The sequence below is a fragment of the Chloroflexus sp. genome, from assembly GCF_034434295.1.
Lineage (GTDB): Bacteria > Chloroflexota > Chloroflexia > Chloroflexales > Chloroflexaceae > Chloroflexus.
Genome location: NZ_DAOTZQ010000060.1, coordinates 1 through 20,776, shown reverse-complemented (window position 1 = coordinate 20,776; position 20,776 = coordinate 1). Strand labels below are relative to the sequence as shown.

General features: G+C 55.5%; 15 protein-coding genes. 3 read left to right on the top strand and 12 right to left on the bottom strand.

What is annotated here, in order from left to right:
* Positions 1-94: 94 nt before the first annotated feature.
* Complete coding sequence (locus VAE57_RS09580) at positions 95-586, bottom strand: DUF427 domain-containing protein (RefSeq protein ID WP_322821660.1); 492 nt, start codon at positions 584-586, stop codon at positions 95-97.
* A 590-nt stretch (positions 587-1,176) separates the two neighbouring features.
* Between VAE57_RS09580 and recA the strand changes: the two genes are divergently transcribed.
* Positions 1,177-2,232: a recombinase RecA gene (recA, locus tag VAE57_RS09575; protein ID WP_322821659.1), complete on the top strand. Its 1,056-nt coding sequence runs from the start codon at positions 1,177-1,179 to the stop codon at positions 2,230-2,232.
* 1,106 nt (positions 2,233-3,338) lie between these two features.
* Here recA and VAE57_RS09570 read toward each other — a convergent pair.
* The 6 genes from VAE57_RS09570 to VAE57_RS09545 all read right to left on the bottom strand — a co-directional run bounded on the left by VAE57_RS09570 (position 3,339) and on the right by VAE57_RS09545 (position 10,543).
* The gene (locus VAE57_RS09570; protein WP_012257190.1) at positions 3,339-5,666 is read right to left on the bottom strand and encodes a sodium-translocating pyrophosphatase; all 2,328 of its coding nucleotides are present in this window, start codon (positions 5,664-5,666) and stop codon (positions 3,339-3,341) included.
* 222 nt (positions 5,667-5,888) lie between these two features.
* The gene (locus tag VAE57_RS09565; protein ID WP_322821658.1) at positions 5,889-6,770 is read right to left on the bottom strand and encodes an STAS domain-containing protein; all 882 of its coding nucleotides are present in this window, start codon (positions 6,768-6,770) and stop codon (positions 5,889-5,891) included.
* Between the two features lie 128 nt (positions 6,771-6,898).
* A complete protein-coding gene (locus VAE57_RS09560) occupies positions 6,899-7,762 on the bottom strand; it encodes an STAS domain-containing protein (RefSeq protein ID WP_322821657.1) in 864 nt (287 codons plus the stop codon).
* Between the two features lie 15 nt (positions 7,763-7,777).
* Positions 7,778-8,623 carry an STAS domain-containing protein gene (locus VAE57_RS09555; protein WP_322821656.1) on the bottom strand — a complete coding sequence of 282 codons (846 nt, stop codon included), beginning with the start codon at positions 8,621-8,623 and terminating at the stop codon, positions 7,778-7,780.
* Positions 8,624-8,653: 30 nt separating this feature from the next.
* Positions 8,654-10,096, bottom strand: a complete 1,443-nt coding sequence (gene proS / locus VAE57_RS09550) for a proline--tRNA ligase (RefSeq protein WP_322821655.1) — start codon at positions 10,094-10,096, stop codon at positions 8,654-8,656.
* A 201-nt stretch (positions 10,097-10,297) separates the two neighbouring features.
* Positions 10,298-10,543: a hypothetical protein gene (locus tag VAE57_RS09545; protein WP_012257195.1), complete on the bottom strand. Its 246-nt coding sequence runs from the start codon at positions 10,541-10,543 to the stop codon at positions 10,298-10,300.
* A gap of 194 nt (positions 10,544-10,737) precedes the next feature.
* Between VAE57_RS09545 and VAE57_RS09540 the strand changes: the two genes are divergently transcribed.
* The gene (locus VAE57_RS09540; RefSeq protein ID WP_322821654.1) at positions 10,738-11,310 is read left to right on the top strand and encodes a DUF1997 domain-containing protein; all 573 of its coding nucleotides are present in this window, start codon (positions 10,738-10,740) and stop codon (positions 11,308-11,310) included.
* 642 nt (positions 11,311-11,952) lie between these two features.
* The gene (gene pulA / locus VAE57_RS09535) at positions 11,953-15,507 is read left to right on the top strand and encodes a pullulanase-type alpha-1,6-glucosidase (protein WP_322821653.1); all 3,555 of its coding nucleotides are present in this window, start codon (positions 11,953-11,955) and stop codon (positions 15,505-15,507) included.
* 377 nt (positions 15,508-15,884) lie between these two features.
* On the opposite strand, the gene pxpB is transcribed toward pulA, so the two are convergent.
* The 5 genes from pxpB to VAE57_RS09510 all read right to left on the bottom strand — a co-directional run.
* Positions 15,885-16,529 carry a 5-oxoprolinase subunit PxpB gene (gene pxpB, locus VAE57_RS09530; protein ID WP_322821652.1) on the bottom strand — a complete coding sequence of 215 codons (645 nt, stop codon included), beginning with the start codon at positions 16,527-16,529 and terminating at the stop codon, positions 15,885-15,887.
* Positions 16,526-17,287, bottom strand: coding sequence for a 5-oxoprolinase subunit PxpA (locus VAE57_RS09525; RefSeq protein ID WP_322821651.1), 762 nt, complete (start codon positions 17,285-17,287; stop codon positions 16,526-16,528). The genes pxpB and VAE57_RS09525 overlap by 4 nt, the downstream gene beginning before the upstream one ends.
* 7 nt (positions 17,288-17,294) lie before the next feature.
* Entirely contained in the window at positions 17,295-18,455 is a 1,161-nt protein-coding gene (locus VAE57_RS09520; RefSeq protein ID WP_322821650.1) for an MFS transporter, read from the bottom strand.
* Positions 18,452-19,732: a glycosyltransferase gene (locus VAE57_RS09515; RefSeq protein ID WP_322821649.1), complete on the bottom strand. Its 1,281-nt coding sequence runs from the start codon at positions 19,730-19,732 to the stop codon at positions 18,452-18,454. The genes VAE57_RS09520 and VAE57_RS09515 overlap by 4 nt, the downstream gene beginning before the upstream one ends.
* A 414-nt stretch (positions 19,733-20,146) precedes the next feature.
* Positions 20,147-20,776 (bottom strand): glycosyltransferase family 2 protein (locus tag VAE57_RS09510; RefSeq protein ID WP_322821648.1); only part of this gene is annotated, 630 nt, incomplete at its 5' end.

Here is a 20,776-nt window from a genome sequence, read left to right as displayed (position 1 = left end):
CTTCTAATGCAAATGATCCTGGCACAACCTCCTGTGCATCAGCAATGACTTTCGAGCGTGTGATCGGGCAAATGGGATGATCGAGCGTGCCAGGCTACCATCCCCACGTTCCCGGCCCACCTTTAAAGGGGCCGACGACATCGCTGGTGATCCAGCCACCGTAGAATCCACCTGGTTGGGGAGTGACCTGTTCATCATCAACGTAGCAGGCGTCCATTGGCTCGGCGTAGAATGCGAGATAGCCACGGATGTGGGCGAACGGTGGTGTGGGATCGAGATACGACCAGGCTGCCTGCAAAGCGGTGCGCTCACCAACAACTACGTCGTAATATGCGGCAATTCCTTTAAACTCACAGAACGAACGTGCAGTATTCGGGCGCAAAAACGCCATCTGTACATCATCGGGCGGCACATAGTAAACCGGTGGATGGCTGGTTTCCAACACCCGAAATGCGCGCTGGCTATCCACTATCGTGATACCGGCAACGATTACCCGGATACGCCGCGATGTCGGTTCCAGCCGCGGTGGACGAGGATAATCCCATACTGACTCCTGTCCGGGTCCTGGTGGAATGCGCTTAATCATCAGCATACTCCTGTGGCATATCACCGTGGACTATCTGCAATATACCACATTCTGCAGGGTATATCACCCTGAATCGTTCGTTGATAATACTGGTATTCCCGATCTGACCAGAACCTGTTTCACACCGTACTGTACCCTGATGAGAAAGAAATGGACATCGGCGACGGGATCGCGGCAAGCGTTATGCCAGTGCTCCGTGCAGATGGCGCAGCAGCAATGAGGATGCGATCCGCGACATTTGTATCTCACCTGTATCACCACAATGAGTCAACTATTACATCCACACAATGCCACTTCAGGGGAGCAATGAGGTCTCCCTGGCTCACCCGACCGGGATTGCAGAGGTAGATCGTGTGTATGGTAAGAGATTTCTTGCCGAAAATCTGTAATCCAGTGCACCAAAGACGCAATGAGAGCGGTATACTAATAGGGAGGAAAAATCAACGACATCCCTCTTGCTGAAATCGCACACCTGTGCTATTATAGCACATATGTACGGGGCAGGCAACGGCGTTGACAGCGCCCTCCCCATCAAGTAGAGTAGCAAGAGGAGTGTACGTGTGAGTAAGAACAATGGAGGAGCGCCCGCGATGGCTATCACCCCGGAGAAAGAAAAAGCGCTCGCGGCAACAATGGCGCAGATCGACCGCAAGTTCGGCAAAGGTTCGATCATGAAGATGGGTGAGGCGAGCAGTCGGCTGGCAATTGAAGCCATCCCGACCGGTTCCATCGCTCTCGATATTGCCCTCGGCATTGGTGGCGTACCGCGAGGGCGGGTGGTCGAAATCTTTGGCCCTGAAAGCAGTGGTAAAACCACACTGGCCCAGCATATCATTGCTGAAGCGCAGAAAATGGGCGGAGTCTGCGCCTTCATTGACGCCGAGCATGCCTTTGACCCGGTCTACGCTGCGCGGTGTGGAGTCAACATCGATGACTTGCTCGTTTCGCAGCCGGACACCGGCGAACAGGCGCTCGAAATCTGTGAGATGCTGGTTCGCTCGAATGCAATTGACGTTATCGTTATCGACTCGGTTGCCGCTCTGGTACCGCGTGCCGAAATCGAGGGCGAGATGGGCGATTCGATGCCCGGTATGCAGGCCCGGCTGATGAGTCAGGCGTTGCGCAAGTTGTCAGGTGCAATCAGCAAGAGCCGCACAGTTGTTATCTTCATCAATCAGTTGCGCATGAAGATCGGCGTCATGTTCGGTTCGCCGGAAACCACGACCGGCGGCCAGGCCCTGAAGTTCTACGCCTCGGTACGGCTTGATATTCGTCGTGTGGAAACCCTCAAGCAAGGGCAGGAGGCAATCGGTTCACGGGTACGGGTGAAGGTGATCAAGAATAAGGTTGCCCCCCCCTTCCGCCAGGCTGAGTTTGATATTCTGGCCAATGAAGGTATCTCGCGTGAGGGCAATATCATCGATATCGGTACTGAATTGGGAATTATTCGCAAGAGTGGCGCATGGTTCTACCTCGGCGAGGATCGACTTGGTCAGGGGCGTGAAAATGTGCGCGAGTTTCTGAAGAATAATCCTGCGCTTACCGATGAGATCGAGCGTCTGATCAAAGCGCAGGCATTGACGAATCCAACGGTGATTGCGCCGAGTGTCGATGTTGGCGACGATGACGCTATGTTTGAAGAGTAAAACCTGTTTCAAAAAGTTATCTCATTCATTGCCGGGCGACTCCAGGATCGTGACGGGCACACCTGGTATCCGCGGGACTAGCCGGGTCAACGGCGTGCCAGCGCTGGATTGTCAGTACAGCAAGCGCGGCAGCCATGCTGCCGCGCTCCAAACGTTGCGTCACACGTATGACAGGTGGGTAAGGCCCCTGATCCAACGCGTGAGGGCATTGGCGATGATCGTCAGCTTGCCTCGCTTTCATACCGGCAACCTGGGCGTAGGATAAACTATCGTTGGTCATTAGCAAGCGTTTATGCGCCTGTGCAATGGCTGGTTAGTACGACGGTACAGCTTTTATGAAATAGTTCTAATAGTACGTTCGGTGTGCAAACGACGCAGCTATATGCTGTAGCAAAGGGCAGGTTTCAAAACCTGCCCTTTGCTGTTGCTTCAAAGATAGTATGGTCATTGGTGGCAAGAAAACTGTGCATTCGATTGCCATGCGGGTGTTCAGTGGGTTGGCGCGGCGGCGGATGGCACGTGGTGGGTTGAGCTGTCGGTGGGTGAGTGGTTTGGTAAGTTGAGCAGTCGGTGGGTTGATGGGTGGGCGAATTAATGGGCTGGTGGGATAAACCCCTGCCTCACTTCCTGGCAGCCCCTGCTGGGCTGGCCTGACGGCAGGGCGTGTGGAGCCGGGCGTGCTCACGGATAGCTCCAACAGGGCTTGTACGTTGTCAGGGAGGGCTTTACCCGCGTGACAGTGGCGGATTTAATGGGTCGGCGGGCTAAGGATTGGCGGGTTAAACCCCTGCCTCACTTCCTGGCAGCCCCAGCGGGGCTGGCCTGGCGGTGGGGCTTGGGGCCAGGCATGCTCAAGAATAGCCCCACAGGGGCTTGTACGTTGTCAGGCAGGGCTTTAGCCCGCGTGCCCTGGGTGTGCAAACCCTGTCTTACGCCGTAGAAGGCCGGCAGGGCTGGTCTGGTAGTGAGGAGGATTACCCCACCTGGAAGTGGCAGTTGGTGGGAGCGAGTCGGTGAGGTGAAACCTCGTCGATAGCGAGAAAGTTAGCAAATTAACCCCCCCTGTGCTGAACTGCACAGGGGGTATTCATCGTATAGACAAGGGTTTAATCCGCTGAAGCCGGTGCCTGAGCGATCTCCTTAAGCGCCTCGCTCTCGCGCTTGCTCTGCCAGATTGCCCAGACCAACGCTGCGCCACAGATAATCATCGCGATAATCACGCCAGGGCTACCGGGTTCGATAGTCACCACAATGGGTGCAATGATCAATGCGACCAGATTGATCACCTTGATCATCGGGTTGAGCGCCGGGCCAGCTGTGTCTTTCAGGGGATCACCGACCGTATCACCCACAACTGCGGCCTTGTGCGGCTCGCTGTGCTTACCACCGAAATTCCCCTCTTCGATATACTTCTTGGCGTTATCCCAGGCACCACCAGCATTGGCCTGGAACACAGCCATCAACTGACCGGTCAGGATAATCCCGGCCAGGAAGCCACCTAACGCTTCGACGCCCAGCGTAAAGCCGACGATGATCGGTACCATCACGGCGATCAACCCCAGGCTGATCAGCTCCTTCTGAGCAGCGGTGGTTGAAATCTGCACGGCACGGGCGTAATCAGGCTGTACCTTGCCTTCCATCAAACCTGGAATACGGAACTGCCGGCGCACCTCATTGACAATTTGTGCCGCAGCCCGCGAGACAGCCCGAATGGTGAGTGCCGAGAAGAGGAATGGTACTGCACCACCGATGAGCAAGCCGATAAATACCGGTGGGGCGGCAACGTTGATCGACGCCAGCAACTCAATGCCTTGCCGACCTTCATTGATCATTTGCTGCAAGACCTTGTTCACGTCGGTGAAATACGACCCATAAAGCGCCACTGCCGCAATCACCGCTGAACCGATAGCGATACCTTTGGTCACCGCTTTGGTCGTGTTGCCAACTGCATCGAGATCGTCCATCACATTGCGGGCATTCTTATCCAGGCCGGCCATTTCGCCAATCCCGTTCGCGTTGTCCGAGATCGGACCGAAGCTGTCCATCGAGATGGTATTGCCGGTCAACAGCAACATCCCGATACCGGTCAGTGACACGCCGTAGAGAATAGCGGTAAACTGGGTAGCCGCCGGCTCACCAGCGTAGATCAGGACCGAGGTAAAGATCGAGGCCGAGATGACCAGAATCGCCCAAACGCTACTTTCCATACCCAGAGCCAGACCAGAGAGAATATTGGTCGCCGATCCGGTCTGTGAAGCCTTAGAGGTCTCTTTCACCGGGCTAAAGTGGGTGCTGGTAAAGTATTCGGTCAGCTTATCCAACACAATTGCCAGCACCACACCCGACAGGGTAGCGAAGAACGGCCGCCAGTCAACTTCGCCGGTCGCTTCGTTCACCATAAAGACGGGCGTGGCTGCGGCACTGGCTGCAATTGCCAACCCGGCAGCAATGTAGAAGCCGCGATTCATCGCAGCCATTGCGTTGCGCTTCCGCTCATCGGTGGTGACAAAGAGATTGCCGATCACCGAAGCGACGACACCGATGGCGCGTAGTACTAGTGGGAAGATAATAAAGCGCAGATCGTAAGCACCATCACCGATGGTACCAACCACAGCATCACCCAGCACCAGTCCCAGGATTAATGCCGAGACCAGGGTCACTTCAAAACTCTCAAACACGTCGGCAGCCATACCGGCACAGTCACCGACATTATCGCCTACCAGGTCGGCAATAACGGCAGCATTGCGGGGATCATCTTCTGGAATGCCAGCCTCAACTTTGCCCACCAGATCAGCCCCAACATCAGCCGCCTTGGTGTAGATACCACCACCAACGCGCATAAAGAGTGCGATCAACGATCCACCAAAGCCAAAACCAAGCAGCGCATCCGGGGCAGCAATCCCGAACACCATAAAGATCAACGTACCGCCGAGCAGACCGAGGCCGACCGTCAGCATGCCGGTCACGGAACCGGATTTATACGCCACCTGCAATGCCGGATTATAACCTTTTCGGGCTGCCGCAGCGACTCGCACATTCCCCTCTACCGCCACGTTCATGCCAACGAAGCCGACAGCATAGCTGAAGAGCGATCCCATTAGGAAGGCTACTGCCCGCCCGATGGCTACCCAGATTGTTGCCGCTTCCTTGCTCCCAAAACGTTCAACGGCTTCAGTCGTGGGAGGAATAATAAACACACTTGCTGCCAGTACAAACGTCAAAATCACGATCAAAATTGAAATTGTGCGGAATTGTTGGCTCAGATAAGCATTGGCGCCGGTCTTGATAAAACCCCAGACCTCGCGCATTTTGGGAGTGCCCGTATCCTGGGCGAGGATTTGACTACGAATGAAGAAGGCGTAACCGATACCGAGCAGTGAGATGACGAGAACGGCCCAGACTGCAAGGCTTTGGACGGCATTCAGATCCTGCATGATCCCAACTCCTTCGTTGCACGAATGCACGAACCGATGTACCTGACGGCGCGGCGTGTGATACTACTCTCACGCGAGGCGCTGGCTATGGTGGAAAAACTCCTTACGGTAGACGTGGATTATTCTAGCATAGTCGAGTTACGATTGCAACGGGCGGCACAATCGCAATGTTGGGCAGAAACCGTGCGAAGATTGTGCGTTTATCGCTGAAGCCAGATAAAACTATGATTGTTTATGATTATCGCTTCTCTTACGCACAATCTGCCGCCCTAGCCGTCGAAATGCCAGCTCAATCCCATTTTGCAGATTAGCGCCAATGAGAATGTGACCAAGATCAACGCCAAGCTGGACGATAGTCTGGGCAATTTCCGGGCCAATACCGACCAGAATCACCTGGGCTCCGATCAATTGTGCTGCCCGGGCTGTTTGTAAGAGGTAACTTGCGACAGCGGTATCAATCACCGGCACGCCGGTAATATCAATGATCACAATGTCTGATTGACGCTCGGCAACCGTCGTTAGCAGGCGTTCCATCATCTGCCCGGCACGGAAACTGTCAATCGCGCCGATCAGAGGCACGACAAGAATCCCTTCGTAAAGCGGAAGAATCGGGGTACTCAGTTCACGAATTGTTTGTTGTTGAGCCTCAATCTGATCGGTTTGGTTGCGAAGCTGATGATGCAATTGATCATACGTAAAGCTAAAACTGGTAACGATAGCACGTCTAAACTGATCCAGCATATCTTCTACAGTGCGCACCGTTTCAACGGTGCAATCCGGGCGCTCAGCGGTAAAGGCCATCAGTGCATCCCAGATGAGCGAACGAAAGATATGGACTGCTATTAAGACATCGCTGAGCAAAAAACCGGTATGAGCGCGCACTTCACCAAGCGCTTCTGCATATGCCAGTAATGGTAGCAGGTCTTGGGTTCCAATTGCCTCCGCCAGCGATTCGATGGTGGTTCCTACCGAAAATAACAATTCTTCCTGATTGAAGCGAGCATAACCGGCACTCTGACGTTGCACCTGTTGTGCCAGTGCTTGTTCCATTGCCGAACGTCGGGCCAGGAGAAAGTCTTGTAGATCGGTGAAGATGTCTGCCACGCGACCTCCTTGTCGCTACACGACGTATCGTCAGATGCATCGTCAAGCCTCACCCGGTGGCGTACGCTTGTCTGCGGAGCGTGGGGTGAGGTTCCTGTAACCAGATGGCAACAGCCTGAAATTGGCGTCTATCGTTGTAGTGGTTTTATTTCATGGCAGGTACGCTGGAATGCCAACTCGATCCCGGTTTGCAAGGTTGCGCCGACCTGGATGCCACTCAGATCAACTCCAAGTTGCACAAGAGTTTGAGCAATTTCCGGGCCAATACCGACCAGAATCACCTGTGTCCCGATCAACTGTGCTGCCCGTGCCGCCTGTAAAAGGTAATTCGCAACTGCGGTATCGATCACCGGCACGCCGGTGATGTCAATAATCACAATGTCAGATTGACGTTCGGCAATTGCAGTGAGCAGGCGTTCCATGATCTGGCTGGCGCGGAAGCTATCAATCACCCCAACCAGTGGCACAACCAGAATACCTTCATAGAGCGGGAGGATCGGTGTACTCAGCTCACGAATAGTCTGCTGTTGAGCAGCAATCTGCGCAGCCTGATCATTGATCTGAAGCTGCACATCACGATACATAACGTTAAAACTGGTGAGTAGTTCCTGAGCAAAAGCATGAATAATATCTTCTACTCGCCGCACATGATGAACAGTTACTGTCTGATGTTCGCGATCAAAATCCTCTATCAGATTCCAGGCAATCCGGCGCAATTCATTCAAGGCACCGAACATATCAGCGGCGATGAACCCACTATTGGCCCGCTCCTTACCAATTGATCGAGCATGTTCCAGAAATAGTTGTAAATCACCGGTTCCAATTGCATGGATCAGTGTCCTGAGCGACGTAGTTACCGCTTGCAGCAGTACGGCCCGATCCATAGCCGCGTAGTTTGCGTGGTGGTTACGAAGCTCATCGGTAAACCGTTCAGCAGCTTCGACCAGGCGTGCCTCGCAGAAGGCGACGATGTTTGCAATAACCTGGGGCATCAGTACCTCACCTGATCAGCGAATGGTGTAGCCTTGCTGACTTAATGCCAGTTCAATGCCGGCCTGCAGATTGGCGCCAATCTGAATGTTACGCAGATCAACGCCCAGTTGCACAATCGTCTGGGCAATTTCAGGGCCAATACCGACCAGAATCACCTGGGCGCCGATCAACTGCGCCGCCCGCGCCGTCTGCAAGAGATAGTTGGCGACCGCAGTATCGATCACCGGCACACCAGTAATATCAATAATCACAATATCAGACTGGCGTTCAGCAATGGCCGTTAACAGGCGTTCCATAATCTGGCCGGCGCGGAAACTGTCAATCGCGCCAACCAGTGGCAGGACAAGAATCCCTTCGTAGAGCGGTAGAATAGGGGTACTTAGCTCACGGATGGTCTGCTGCTGAGCAGCAATCTGTTCGGCCTGATCACGCAATTCTTGCTGGAGGGTCAGCATTGCCTGACTGTATCCCAACAACAGCAAGCGGTTAAATTCGCTGATAGCATCTTCAAATTGACGTACATCACCGATGGTTAGGCGATCACTGCCGAATTCGGTTAACTCCTGCCAGCAAAACTCACGGATACTTGAGACAACACTCATCATATCGTCGAGCGACAGCCCCATCCGGGCGCGTCGCTCTCCGATGTAGGGTGCCCATTCGTTCAGCGGATCAGCATCATTATCACCAAAGACAGCACAGATCGTCTCAACCGAACGTTGCAAGGCGGGACGGAGATCGTCAGCCGGGATTGCAGCATATCCGCTACTACTGCTCTGCACGGCGTGCAGCAAACGTGCACTCGTCTGCGGTAACCGTTCGCGAATGAATGCAGCCAGGCTGCTCAGGATGGCGCTCATGGTATTCTCCGACACTAAACAGATACCGCCTCAATAGGCACGGGCAAAGATTACCTGACGATCAGTTTCGCGACCGGTGTAAACGCAGCGACCGACCGACCCCGGCTGTTCGAGTGGAATGCAACGGATCGTCGCCCGCGTCTCTTCTTGAATACGCTTTTCATCAGCGGTATCACCAGCCCAGTACGCCCGGGCAAAGCCACGTTCGACCTGTTCTTTCAATTCGTCGTAGCTGGTGACATCCGCAGTATGTGCTTCGCGGAAAGCAAGTGCACGCTGGAAGAGTGCAGTCTGCATCTCGTTCAACAATGCCTCAATTCGCTCAGTCAGACCAGCCTGGGGGACGAAGCTCTTGCCGGCTTTACCGGGAATATCCCGGCGGGCGAGAGCAACCGTCTCTTTAGCCACATCTTTCGGCCCAATTTCAATCCGAACCGGCACACCCTTCAACTCCCATTCGTTGAATTTATAACCGGGACTGTAATTGTCGCGGTCATCAACTTTAAAGCGCAGGCGTCCCTTCCAGGCTGCGGTCATCTGCTCGACGGCGGCCATTACCAGGCTGCGCTCTTCGTCGTTCTTGTAAATCGGCACTACCACCACCTGAATGGGAGCCAGACGAGGCGGCAACACCAGCCCCTCATCATCCGAATGAGTCATAATCAGTGCACCGATCAGACGGGTACTCACCCCCCAACTGGTTGTCCAGGCGTATTGAATGGTGTTGTTCTGATCGGTAAAGGTAATATCGAAGGCGCGGGCAAAATTCTGACCGAGATTATGCGACGTACCGGCCTGCAATGCTCGTCCATCCTGCATCATTGCTTCGATACAGTATGAACGTAGCGCACCGGGAAATTTCTCTTTTTCAGTCTTAAGCCCACGAATGACCGGCACGGCCATCTCTTTTTCCACGAAATCGGCATAAACGTCGTGAAGAATGCGCAATGTCTCTTCCTCGGCCTCAGCTTCAGTAGCATGGGCAGTATGGCCTTCCTGCCACCAGAATTCAGCCGTGCGCAGGAAAGGGCGGGTGCGCATTTCCCAGCGCATGACATTGGCCCACTGGTTGTAGAGCACAGGCAGATCGCGGTACGAGCGAATCCACTTGCTGTAGAAATAACCGATGATAGTCTCGCTGGTAGGACGGATAATATATGGTTCGGCCAGTTCTTCACCGCCGGCGCGGGTGACTTCAGCAACTTCCGGCGCAAAGCCCTCGACGTGCTCAGCCTCTTTCATAATAAAGCTCTTGGGGATGAGCAGAGGGAACTGCACGTTGGCATGACCGGTTGCCTTGATCCGATCATCGAGCGCACGCTGCATCAATTCCCAGATCGCCCAGCCGTGGGCCTTAACGACGATACAACCGCGAACAACTTCGGCAACTTCGGCCAGATCAGCTTCCCGCACAATATCGAGGTACCACTGGTTGTAATCAACACTCCGTTGGGTAATAACCTCTTTTGGCATGCCGTTCCTCGGGCTGATGATGGTACGCTGTAAGCGTTACATTCTATTCATACTTCCTCTATTATAGCTGATATAGCAAAACTCATTGCAAAGCGGTTTTGCCGGCATATGGGAACTGCACGTCATAATAAGGCGGTGACCATCTGGTCACCGCCGTCAGTTGCTTTGAAAATACTTGTATATATCGTATGGGAAGACCGACTATTTCTTCAATTCCTGCTGGATCGTCGCCATAATTCGATCAACATCAAGCCCGGCTTCTTTGGCCAGACGAATCTGTTCAAGCAAACGAGCCTGCGCTTCGGCCAGACGGCGCTGCTGATCAATCTTCTCCTGTTCGCGATCAGCTTTAGCTTGCTCTTCTGCCCAGTTCCAGACCTGTTCCCAGAAGAAACCTACTTCGCGGAACATCATGCCAAAGATGCCGCCGCTCTCTTTCACTGACATGGATCGCTCCTTCCTGCGGTCAGCCCGGCTGCGAACTGTCATTGCGGTTCTGATTGTATTCTATTACGTAAAAAGCAAAACGTCAATCCGATTTACACTTGCACAAAGCGTACTGAGATGCTATACTGGCGGTAATTGATGTCATATATGAAAGTTGTGTCGGTTCACAAACTGGCCGACCACAAGGAGCGTCTATGTCGGCGCCCTACACACCCTCTGTAACCAACGAAGAGCAGCGCCGGGCCGTCGATCTCAGTGGTGCTGCGGTACACCTCTTTCGTTTCCGGGGGCCACTCGATCTCGCTTACGAATACTTCTGTGATGTGCCGGCTGTTTTCAGTCTGCTCCCCGATGTGATTGAGGTTTTTGCCTATGCCCCTAACCGCTACCGGCTGATCGTCGGTGCTACTGATGGCCACGGCCATGCAATGGCCGGTTACTTCGACGTTGCCGCTACCTTTGAACCTTATCGTCTAATTCGGATTATGCCGGTTGATGATGGCCCGCCGATTGACCTTAGTGGTTTTGTCTTTCCAGGTCAGCTCTTTGCTGAGGCCGTGTTCTATCCTCACGCCCACGGTACCGATGTCGAATATACGGTTGAACTGGCAATGACGATCCCGGTGCCAAAGGTGCTCTGGTTTATGCCCGGCAGTGTGTTGCAGGCAATCGGCGAGCGGGCAATGGAACACAAGATGAACCATATGATTAATGGTTTTTCGCGGGCCATCGATATCGATTTTCACGCCTGGATCGGCAACGAGTAGTCATAATACAAATAACCCAGGTTACTACCTTATATCACCATATCACCACAGAGGCGCAGAGGATGGGTATAATCCTGGTTGTTGTCGTGAGGCGTGACGTAGTGCGTCCATGAGAACCGGCTGCTGCCTAAATCGTTATGCAGTTACGCCATCCGGTTGAGTGTAACGTCGTGTTGTTGCCCTGATAGTTAGCTTCCATGGTTTATTCACAGCGTAGATGGCAACTTGAGTTATCTACTAAAAGCTATATCGGTCATTACTGGTTGACGCCACGATTATGTCAACGGTGTCTCACGGGCTGGATCGTGAGCGCGGCTGCTGCGGCAGCCGTGCTGCCGCACTCCAAACGCTGCGACACGCGCATAACAAGCGGGCAAGGCAACCAATCCAACGTGTGAGATAGTCGTCAGCCCTCTTCGCTACCATACCATTAGCCTGCGAGCGGGATATGCTGACGTTGGCGATTGGTAGGCGTGCCTGTGCTTGTGAGACAGTCTGGATGCATGACAGCACAGCTTGTGCAAAATGAGTTCTTCTGCCAGGCACTGCTTTCAGGCGAGCCGATGTCTTGTAGCGGCTCGCCAATGTTGTGCTATACTATCCACAAATAGTTCCGCATTCAACTATCTGTAGAGGAAGGCTATGTGGCTCCCTGTCTGGCCGCGACGCTTCTTGTCAGTATTGTCGGTTTTGTTGTTGATCTGCTGGTTTCTGGCCAGTTTTCCGGTCGCCGCTCAAAATGCGCCTGACCCGAAAACGGTCACTATTCCCGGTACCATCCAGAGTGTCCTGGGATGTCCCGGTGACTGGCAACCATCGTGTAGTGTCACCTATCTGACCTACGATCCGGCAGTAGACCTCTGGAGCGCCCGGTTCGATTTGCCTGCCGGTGCCTACGAATACAAAGTTGCCCTCAACGACAGTTGGGCCGAAAATTATGGTCTGAATGCGCGGCGTGATGGGCCAAATATTCCCTTACAGGTGCCGGCCCCAACCAGTGTGCGCTTTATCTACGATCACAAGACGCATTGGGTCACCGATAGCATCAATACCCCGATTATTGTGGCGGTTGGCGAGTTTCAGACGGCCCTCGGTTGTGCGACGGCCAACGATCCAACCTGTCTTGGCTCGTGGTTGCAAGACCCTGATGGTGACGGATTGTATACGTTTACCACCAACCGGATCCCTGCCGGTGATTACCAGCTCCGGCTGGCTATCGGTGAGACGCTTGACGGCGCAATTGGTGAGGGTGGCGCCGGTGGACCGCCTTTTGCCATTACCGTTACCGAAGGTGGCGAGGTCTATATCGGCTATAACGCAGGGAGTGGCGAAGTGACGATTTCAACTGCTGGGGCACCCAAAGGCGATATTTCGCGTGCCCGTGCTTATTGGGTTGATGCCGATACGATTGTCTGGAATGTAATCGGCACGCCACGTTATCAGTATGCCTTGTTCAGCGATCCAGGCGGTAATCTGAAACTGACCCCCGAAGGAGTGGTTGGTGGTCAGCGGATCGATCTCACCTTCTCGCCGGCTGGGCCTGGCGAAGCGCTGAAAAAGTTTCCCCATCTGGCAGGATTCAGCGCGTTCAAGCTGCCACCCCTCGACCGGGCACGTTTGATCGGGCTAACCCGTGGTCAACTGGTGGTGGCGATGTACGATGAGAATGGGCAGCCACTTGATGCTACTCGGATCCAGATACCCGGCGCTCTCGACGCTCTTTTCCCTTACAATGGCCCGCTGGGGGTTTCGATTGAAGATGGCCTGCCGACAATTCGGGTCTGGGCCCCAACGGCCCGTCAGGTGCGATTGCACCGCTTCGCCGATTCCCGACCGGATACGCGGGCGGTGGTGCTGCCGATGACGCTCGATGCTACGACCGGCGTTTGGAGCATTCGTGGCGAAGCGAGCTGGATCGGTCAATATTATCTGTTTGAGGTGGATGTCTACGTACCGGCTGCCGGGCGGGTTGTGACCAACCTGGTGACCGATCCCTATTCGGTGGCGCTGAGCGCCAACAGTACCCGCAGCCAGATTATTGATCTCAACGATCCGGCATTACAACCGTCGGGCTGGGAGACACTGCGCAAGCCACCGCTGGAGGCACCGGAGGACGTGGTTCTCTACGAGTTGCATGTGCGCGACTTCAGCATTCTCGATGAGAGTGTTCCGGCGGACCTGCGAGGTACGTTCCGTGCTTTTACCGTTCGTGACAGTGTAGGGATGCGTCATCTGGCCGAACTCGCCGATGCGGGTGTCACCCATGTTCACCTTCTGCCGGCATTTGACATTGCCACTATCGAGGAGATTCGTGAGCAGCAGGTGCCGTTACCCTACGACCAGCTTCGGGCGCTTCCACCCGATTCGCCTGAACAACAGGCACTGATCGAGCCGATCCGTGATCTTGATGGTTTTAACTGGGGGTACGATCCCTTTCATTACTCGGTGCCGGAGGGAAGTTACAGCACCAATCCTGATGGGCCACAGCGCACGCTCGAGTTTCGCGAGATGGTGCAGGCGCTGAATGAAACCGGCCTGCGCGTCGTGATGGATGTTGTCTACAACCACACCAACGCCAGCGGTCAGAACCCGCGCTCAGTCCTTGATCGTATCGTGCCCGGCTACTACCATCGTCTCGACGGCGACGGCAATGTCACGACTTCCACCTGTTGTGCGAACACGGCGACCGAGCATCGCATGATGGAGAAGTTGATGATCGACTCGGTGGTGCTGTGGGCGAAGTATTACAAAGTTGATGGCTTCCGCTTCGATCTGATGGGCCATCACATGAAGGACAACATGCTGGCGGTGCGCACAGCACTCGATGCGCTGACCCTAGAACACGATGGGGTTGATGGCAAATCAATCATCATCTACGGCGAGGGTTGGAATTTTGGTGAAGTCGCCAATAATGCCCGTGGTATTAACGCTACCCAGTTCAATATGGCCGGTACCGGCATCGGTACCTTCTCAGACCGACTCCGCGACGCAGCCCGTGGCGGAGGTCCCTTTGACGACCCACGGCTCCAGGGATTCATTTCTGGTCTGGCTACCGATCCGAGTGATTTCCCGCAAGGGACACCGGATGCGCAGCGGGTCAAACTGCTGGCTGAGACCGATTTGATTAAACTTGGCCTGGCCGGTAACCTGAAGACCTACCGGATGATCAATTACGAAGGTCGTCTTGTACCTGGTGAGCAGATCAAGTACCGTGGCGCAGCCGGCGGCTACACGCTTGATCCGCAAGAGCAGATTGTCTACGTTTCAGCCCACGACAACGAAACGTTGTTTGATGCGGTGCAACTCAAGGCCGCAGCCGGTACACCTATCGCCGAGCGGGCACGAATGGTCCAACTCGGTCTCTCGCTGACTGCGCTGGCGCAGGGTATTCCCTTCTTCCACGCCGGTGATGAACTGCTCCGCTCGAAATCACTCGACCGCAACAGCTACAACTCATCGGACTGGTTCAACCGGATTGACTGGCGTGGTCAGGAGAATACCTTTGGCTCCGGTCTGCCCCCGGCCTGGGACAACCAGAGCAATTGGCCCATTATGGCGCCATTGCTGGCCAACCCGGCACTCAAACCGGACACCAGCCTGATGCAGGCCACGTATGAGCACTTCCGCGAGATGCTCCGCATTCGGCGCAGTACACCTCTCTTCCGTCTGCGCACGGCTGCCGAGGTCGAGCGCATGGTTTCGTTCTTCAATAACGGGCCTGATCAGATTCCCGGTCTGATCGTTATGAGCATCAGTGATAATGGCCCAAGCCGCCTCGATCCGAACATCGGGCAGGTGGTGGTCTTGTTCAATGCCCGGCCTGAGACGGTGACGATTACCATCCCCGAACTGGCAAATGGCGATCTGTCCTTACACGACGTTCAGGTCGCATCGAGCGATGAGCGGGTCACGCAATCACGCTATACCGCCGACGGCACCTTCAGCGTGCCCGGACGCACCACGGCGGTCTTTATGGGGCCGCGACCGTTGGTGCCAGCTCCCGCCCCTGAACCGACCCCGACAGTAGCGGTGGAGCCGTCACCAACCGTCAGCGCAGAGGCAACAACGCCGACTACGCCGGCACCCGCCGCACAGGGAAGTGGTGCGCCGGGCTGGTTGTGGATTGTGCTCGTCGTTATTGCGCTGGTTGGAGCGGGAATATTCGTTACCCGGCGTCGTGGCGGCGGCGCAAGGTAGTTCTGAGCGGTAACAGAAGTATCTGAGACGCACCGTGATGGTGCGTCTCTTCGTCTTTGTATCAATACTTGTTCAACTTGGGATTGGTTCAAGGGCGATACCAACGCGCCGGAGGCGCGTGCTCCCAGGTTTCAAGGGGGCAATACCCGTGCGCCGGAGGCGCACGCTCCCAGGTGTTGGTGCAAATCCAGCGCAACCTGATGCGGTAGGGGCACGGCATACCGTGTTTCCATTATTCACAAATGTACATCGTTCAGGTAAACACCAGGGTAATGATTGGATAGCCTGTCATGTTTTCTCTGCTACCAGACTTGAGATGATTGGAGACACTCAGGCAAAGATACACTGGCGAACAGGACGCCCAATACCGGCGTCGGTTACTCTTCTCGCACAAAGCGCACCCGATCACCGGGTTGCAACAGTGTTGGTGGATCAGCAGTCGGATTGAACAATCGCAGGCCGGTGCGACCAATAATATGCCAGCCGCCGGGCAGCCTTGTCGGATAGATACCGGTCATACCGGCGGCAATTGCCACCGATCCGGCAGGAACTGCCAGGCGCGGCGTTGCCCGCCGTGGCAGATGCAGGGCTGGTGGCAACCAGCCCAGATAAGGGTAGCCTGGAGCAAAACCGATCATCAGCACACGCTGTACGGTCCCGGTATGTAAGGCCACCACCTCATCTGGTGACAACCCTGATTGTGCAGCGACCTCATGGAGATCAGGCCCCTCATCGCCGCCGTAACGCACCGGAATAACCACCTCATGTCCGACGGGCAGCGCGGTTAAGGGTGGATGCGTAGCCAGATCGGCCAGACGGCCAGCAAGGCGATCTCGATTGGCGATTAGCGGATCGAAACAGACTAACAGCGAGTCAATTGCCGGCACCAGATCGATCAAACCGGCGGGTGGATCGGCTTGGAGAGCGGCCATTGCGGCCAGCGGTGCCCCTGCGCCGGCCAGCCTGGTCGACCAGCGCACCAGAAACGCCGCCTCGCCAAATGGATCTACCCGTCCGCTCATCGTTGTGGTGCCTGTACGGTGACGCCTGCGGCAGCCAGACCCTGGCGGATCGTTGCTGCCCGCAGCGCGGCACCCGGTGTATCGCCGTGGATACAAATTGTGGCGGCCTGTAATGGCACGAGTGTGCCATCAACGGCTCTGACCGCACCATCGCGAACAATATGCAGTGTCTGGGCCAGACATGCTGCCGGATCGACAATCAGGGCATCGGGATGATGCCGGTTGCGCAGCGAACCATTGGCTTCGTAGGTACGGTCGGCAAAAGCCTCTGCCAGCACCGGTACACCGACTTCGTGGCCGGCGGTAACCAGCAACGAGCCAGCCAGTCCAACCAGGGCCAGTTCGCGGCTGAAGGCAGCCACAGCACGGGCAATCGCCATCGCCACGGCAAGGTCGCGGGCGGCCACATTGTAGAGCGCACCGTGGGGCTTCACATGGCGCAATTCAACCTTTTCCGAGCGGGCAATGGCGGCCAAAGAACCGATCTGAGCCAGCACCCACGCCTCGATCTCATCCGGCGTTAGCGGTAATACCCGACGGCCAAAGCCGTACAGATCAGGGTAGGATGGATGGGCACCAACCGCCACCCCCAGGTCACGGCAACGCCGGACAGTGCGCCGCATCACCATCGGATCACCAGCATGACCGCCACAGGCGACATTTGCCGAACTGACAAACGGCAGTACGCCATCGTCGTCACCGACCTGAAAAGCGCCGTAACTCTCACCACAATCGCAGTTGATATCAATTGTCAACATCGCCTCGCTACCCTACTGGTGCCTCCGCGACTCTTGGCACCCGTTTCATCCCATGTCGTGCCACAACCAGCAGCAATAGCATCACACCGGCATCAACCACAACCAGGATTGCACCACTCACCGGACCAAACCAGCCGATTAACTGACCGAAGAGTGCCGGCAGAAACAACCCACCACCGGTGCCGATGGTCAGTGCAACGCTCAGCGCAGCCGCACTGCGACCGGCAGCCTGCGTGATCAACAGCATCGTCGTAGGGAAGATCGGGCCACACGATAGTCCCATCAGCGCAACTGCGACCAGTGCTAAAGCGACCTGATTCACACCGATGACTAACAGCAAACCACCGGAGCCAAGACCGATCAGACACAAGAGCAGCATACGCAACGCACCCAGGCGATCTCCCCAAAAGATGGCCGCCATGCGCCCGGCGGTCAACATCCCCCAGAACAAACTACTACCCAGGGCTGCAATCGGCGCAGCCAGACCACCACCGCGTTCGAGAATCAGCGCAATCCAACCACCAATCCCGATTTCGGTACCGATGTAGGTAAACATCAGCAACCCACACATCACGGCTGCCAGCCAACGTGGCGGCCCGGCCATTTGGGCTGAGGGGGCCTGCGTCGGCTCACGCAATTGAGTGGCCGGCCAGACCAGTGCCAGCATGAGCAGTGCGCCGATCCAGATGGCAGCCTGGGGACGGTCGACAAGTGTCAACATCAGCGCAACCAGCAAAGGGCCGCCGATTGAACCAACGCTAAAGAACAGATTCAGGGCATTCAAGGCACCGGCAGCGCCGTGGTACAGTCGCGCAATCAGCAGGTTCCCACCGGCCAGCATCCCGCCGTAACCAAAACCGGCCATACCGGTACCGAGCAACATCCCAATCAGAACCGGACTGAAACCGAGCGCCAGCATGCCGCTACCCATCAGCGCGGCACCAAGTGCAATCACGGGGCGCATCCCCCAACGCTGGATGGCCGAACCGACACCTACAGAAGCCAGCACACCACCCAGCGAAAACGCCGTAAAAACGGCACCGAGATCAGTCACTTCACGCCCGACCTGCGCTGCAAGGCCAGGAAGACTCGGCCCGATAGCCGATAACATCCAGCCCACCCCCAGGTAAAGAGCGCCTACGATCAATAAAGCCAATGATGGTTTCACGACACCCGTACCAATCGCCGTACCGCCCAATTCGCTGCATTTGCGGCAGTCAATTCATCATAGAGCGCAGCAATGCGACGCGCAATGGTTGGCCAGCTATACTCGGCTGCACGCTGTACCGCAGCCGAACGCAGACGTGCAGCCAGCTCTGCGTCGGTTAGAACACGTTCAATCTGCGTAGCTAACGCAGCATCATTATCGGGTGGGAAGAGCAACCCGCTATGGCGATCTTCAATCGTCAACGCCAATCCACCAACATTAGAGGCGACGACCGCTGCACCGCATGCCAGTGCTTCGAGGGCAGCCAGCCCAAACGACTCATAATGCGAAGGTGCAGCCACCACATCGGCAGCCATGTAATAGAGCGGCAAACGTTCCTGGGGTTGGGCACCGGCAAACACGACCTGATCTTGCACGCCCAGGGTGCGGCGCAAATGATCGAGACGACGCTGTTCACCATTCCACAGTGTGGCCTGAGTCTCGTCTTCACCACCGATCAGCACCACCTGCAAGCGATCACGCCACTCTGGATGGGCGGCGAGCAACCGCGCCGCCGCTCGAATCAGGGCATCCATCCCCTTCAGCGGCTCCATCCGCCCCACACACACCAGAAGGATCGCGTCTTCCGCAACGCCCAATGCCGCCCGTGCCGCAGTGCGCTCTCCCGGCTGAAAGCGACGCAAATCAACCCCGCACGGAATGACTCGAATCCGCCCGGTATCGGCGCCATAATGCCAGACCATCTGCGCTCGATCAAGTGGCGTTGCTGCAACCACTGCATCGACCTCACGCATTAACCGCCGCTCAATTGCAATCCGACGCTTTGTTTCCACCTCTTCCTCAGAGCGGGCAACACTGTTCTTCATGGCACCCAGGGTGTGAAACATCTGCACCACTGGTGCCCGCCAGACTCGTCGCAGGCGCAGCGCAGCCTCACCTGATAGCCAGTAATGGCTATGGATCAGATCGTAACTCAGGTCTTCACCATCGGCAAAACAGCGTACCCGGCTGACAAACTCTGGCAGATAGGTCAAGAGCAGGTTCTTATCATAAGGTGTTGCCGGGCCGGCGTGCAGGCTAATCAGCCGCACACCACGGCTCAGAGGAATAATCGTTGGTGTATCGCGGTCCTGGCTACGGGTAAAAATATCAACCAGTATCCCCCGCTGCCCCAATTCACGGGCCAGCTCGCGCACGTAGACATTCATCCCGCCCGCTTCTTTACCACCCAACCTGGCCAGCGGACTACTATGCACACTCAACATTGCCACTCGCATGGATTCCTCGTAACGAATGAAAAGCGAGCGTATCGGAAAACCCGTACCGCCCGCCCCTCAGCGGAATAGTATGCAGGTACCAAACCTGCCTTTCTCGAGTGTTGTATCACAAATTACCTGATTGCACAAGTATTAGCGGAAAAACTGGTGGTGGCGTAACCCGGCGGAGAGGAAAACCGGGGTTACGCCTGTTTGCGCCCTGTGTACAAACCATCACGGAGCATCATCTTCAACTGGGATGAACGATGTGGAATGAACGTGAGTGTCGTCATAGGTGCAGGGCGCACCACACCTCTCTCCTACATACCGGTCGTATGGGTAGAGAGTGATGGCAAGCGAAGCCAGCAGGGTTTTCCCCGCGACGAAACACCAAGAGGTGGCAAATGATTGCTGCCCCTCACCTGATCGTTGAGGTTACCACCAAAACCGATACTTGAAAAGGGCAAAAATCGCATAAAACCCCTGAATAGGCTTCATCTTCTTTCCCTCTTCATAAGTACGCCCCAGATAGCTCACCGGTACTTCATAAATGCGATAACCCCGGCGCAGAACCTTCGCCGCAATCTCTGGTTCGATCCGAAAATCATTACTCTCCAACTGCAAATCACGCAAAATATCGGTTCGTACCACCTTGTAGCAGGTCTCCATATCGGAGATCCAGCAATTAAACAAAAAATTGGTCAGGAAGGTTAAAAACTTATTCCCCAGCGCATTCCAGAAATACATACCGGTATGGCGACCAAGAAAACGGCTGCCGAAGACAACATCAACGCGACCGGAGGCAATTGGCTTAACCAGTTCGTAATAATCCTGGGGATCGTACTCCAGATCGGCATCCTGCACGATAGTGATCTCACCACGGGCATGCGCCAGGCCACTACGCACTGCTGCGCCTTTGCCGCGATTATGAGGGTGACGGATGACGGTGATATGGGAACGAGAACGACGTAGCTCTTCCAGAATGGCCGGTGTCTCGTCGGTAGAGTGATCATCAACGATGATAATCTCTTTGTCGAGATTAACGGCTTCAACCTGATCGAGGAT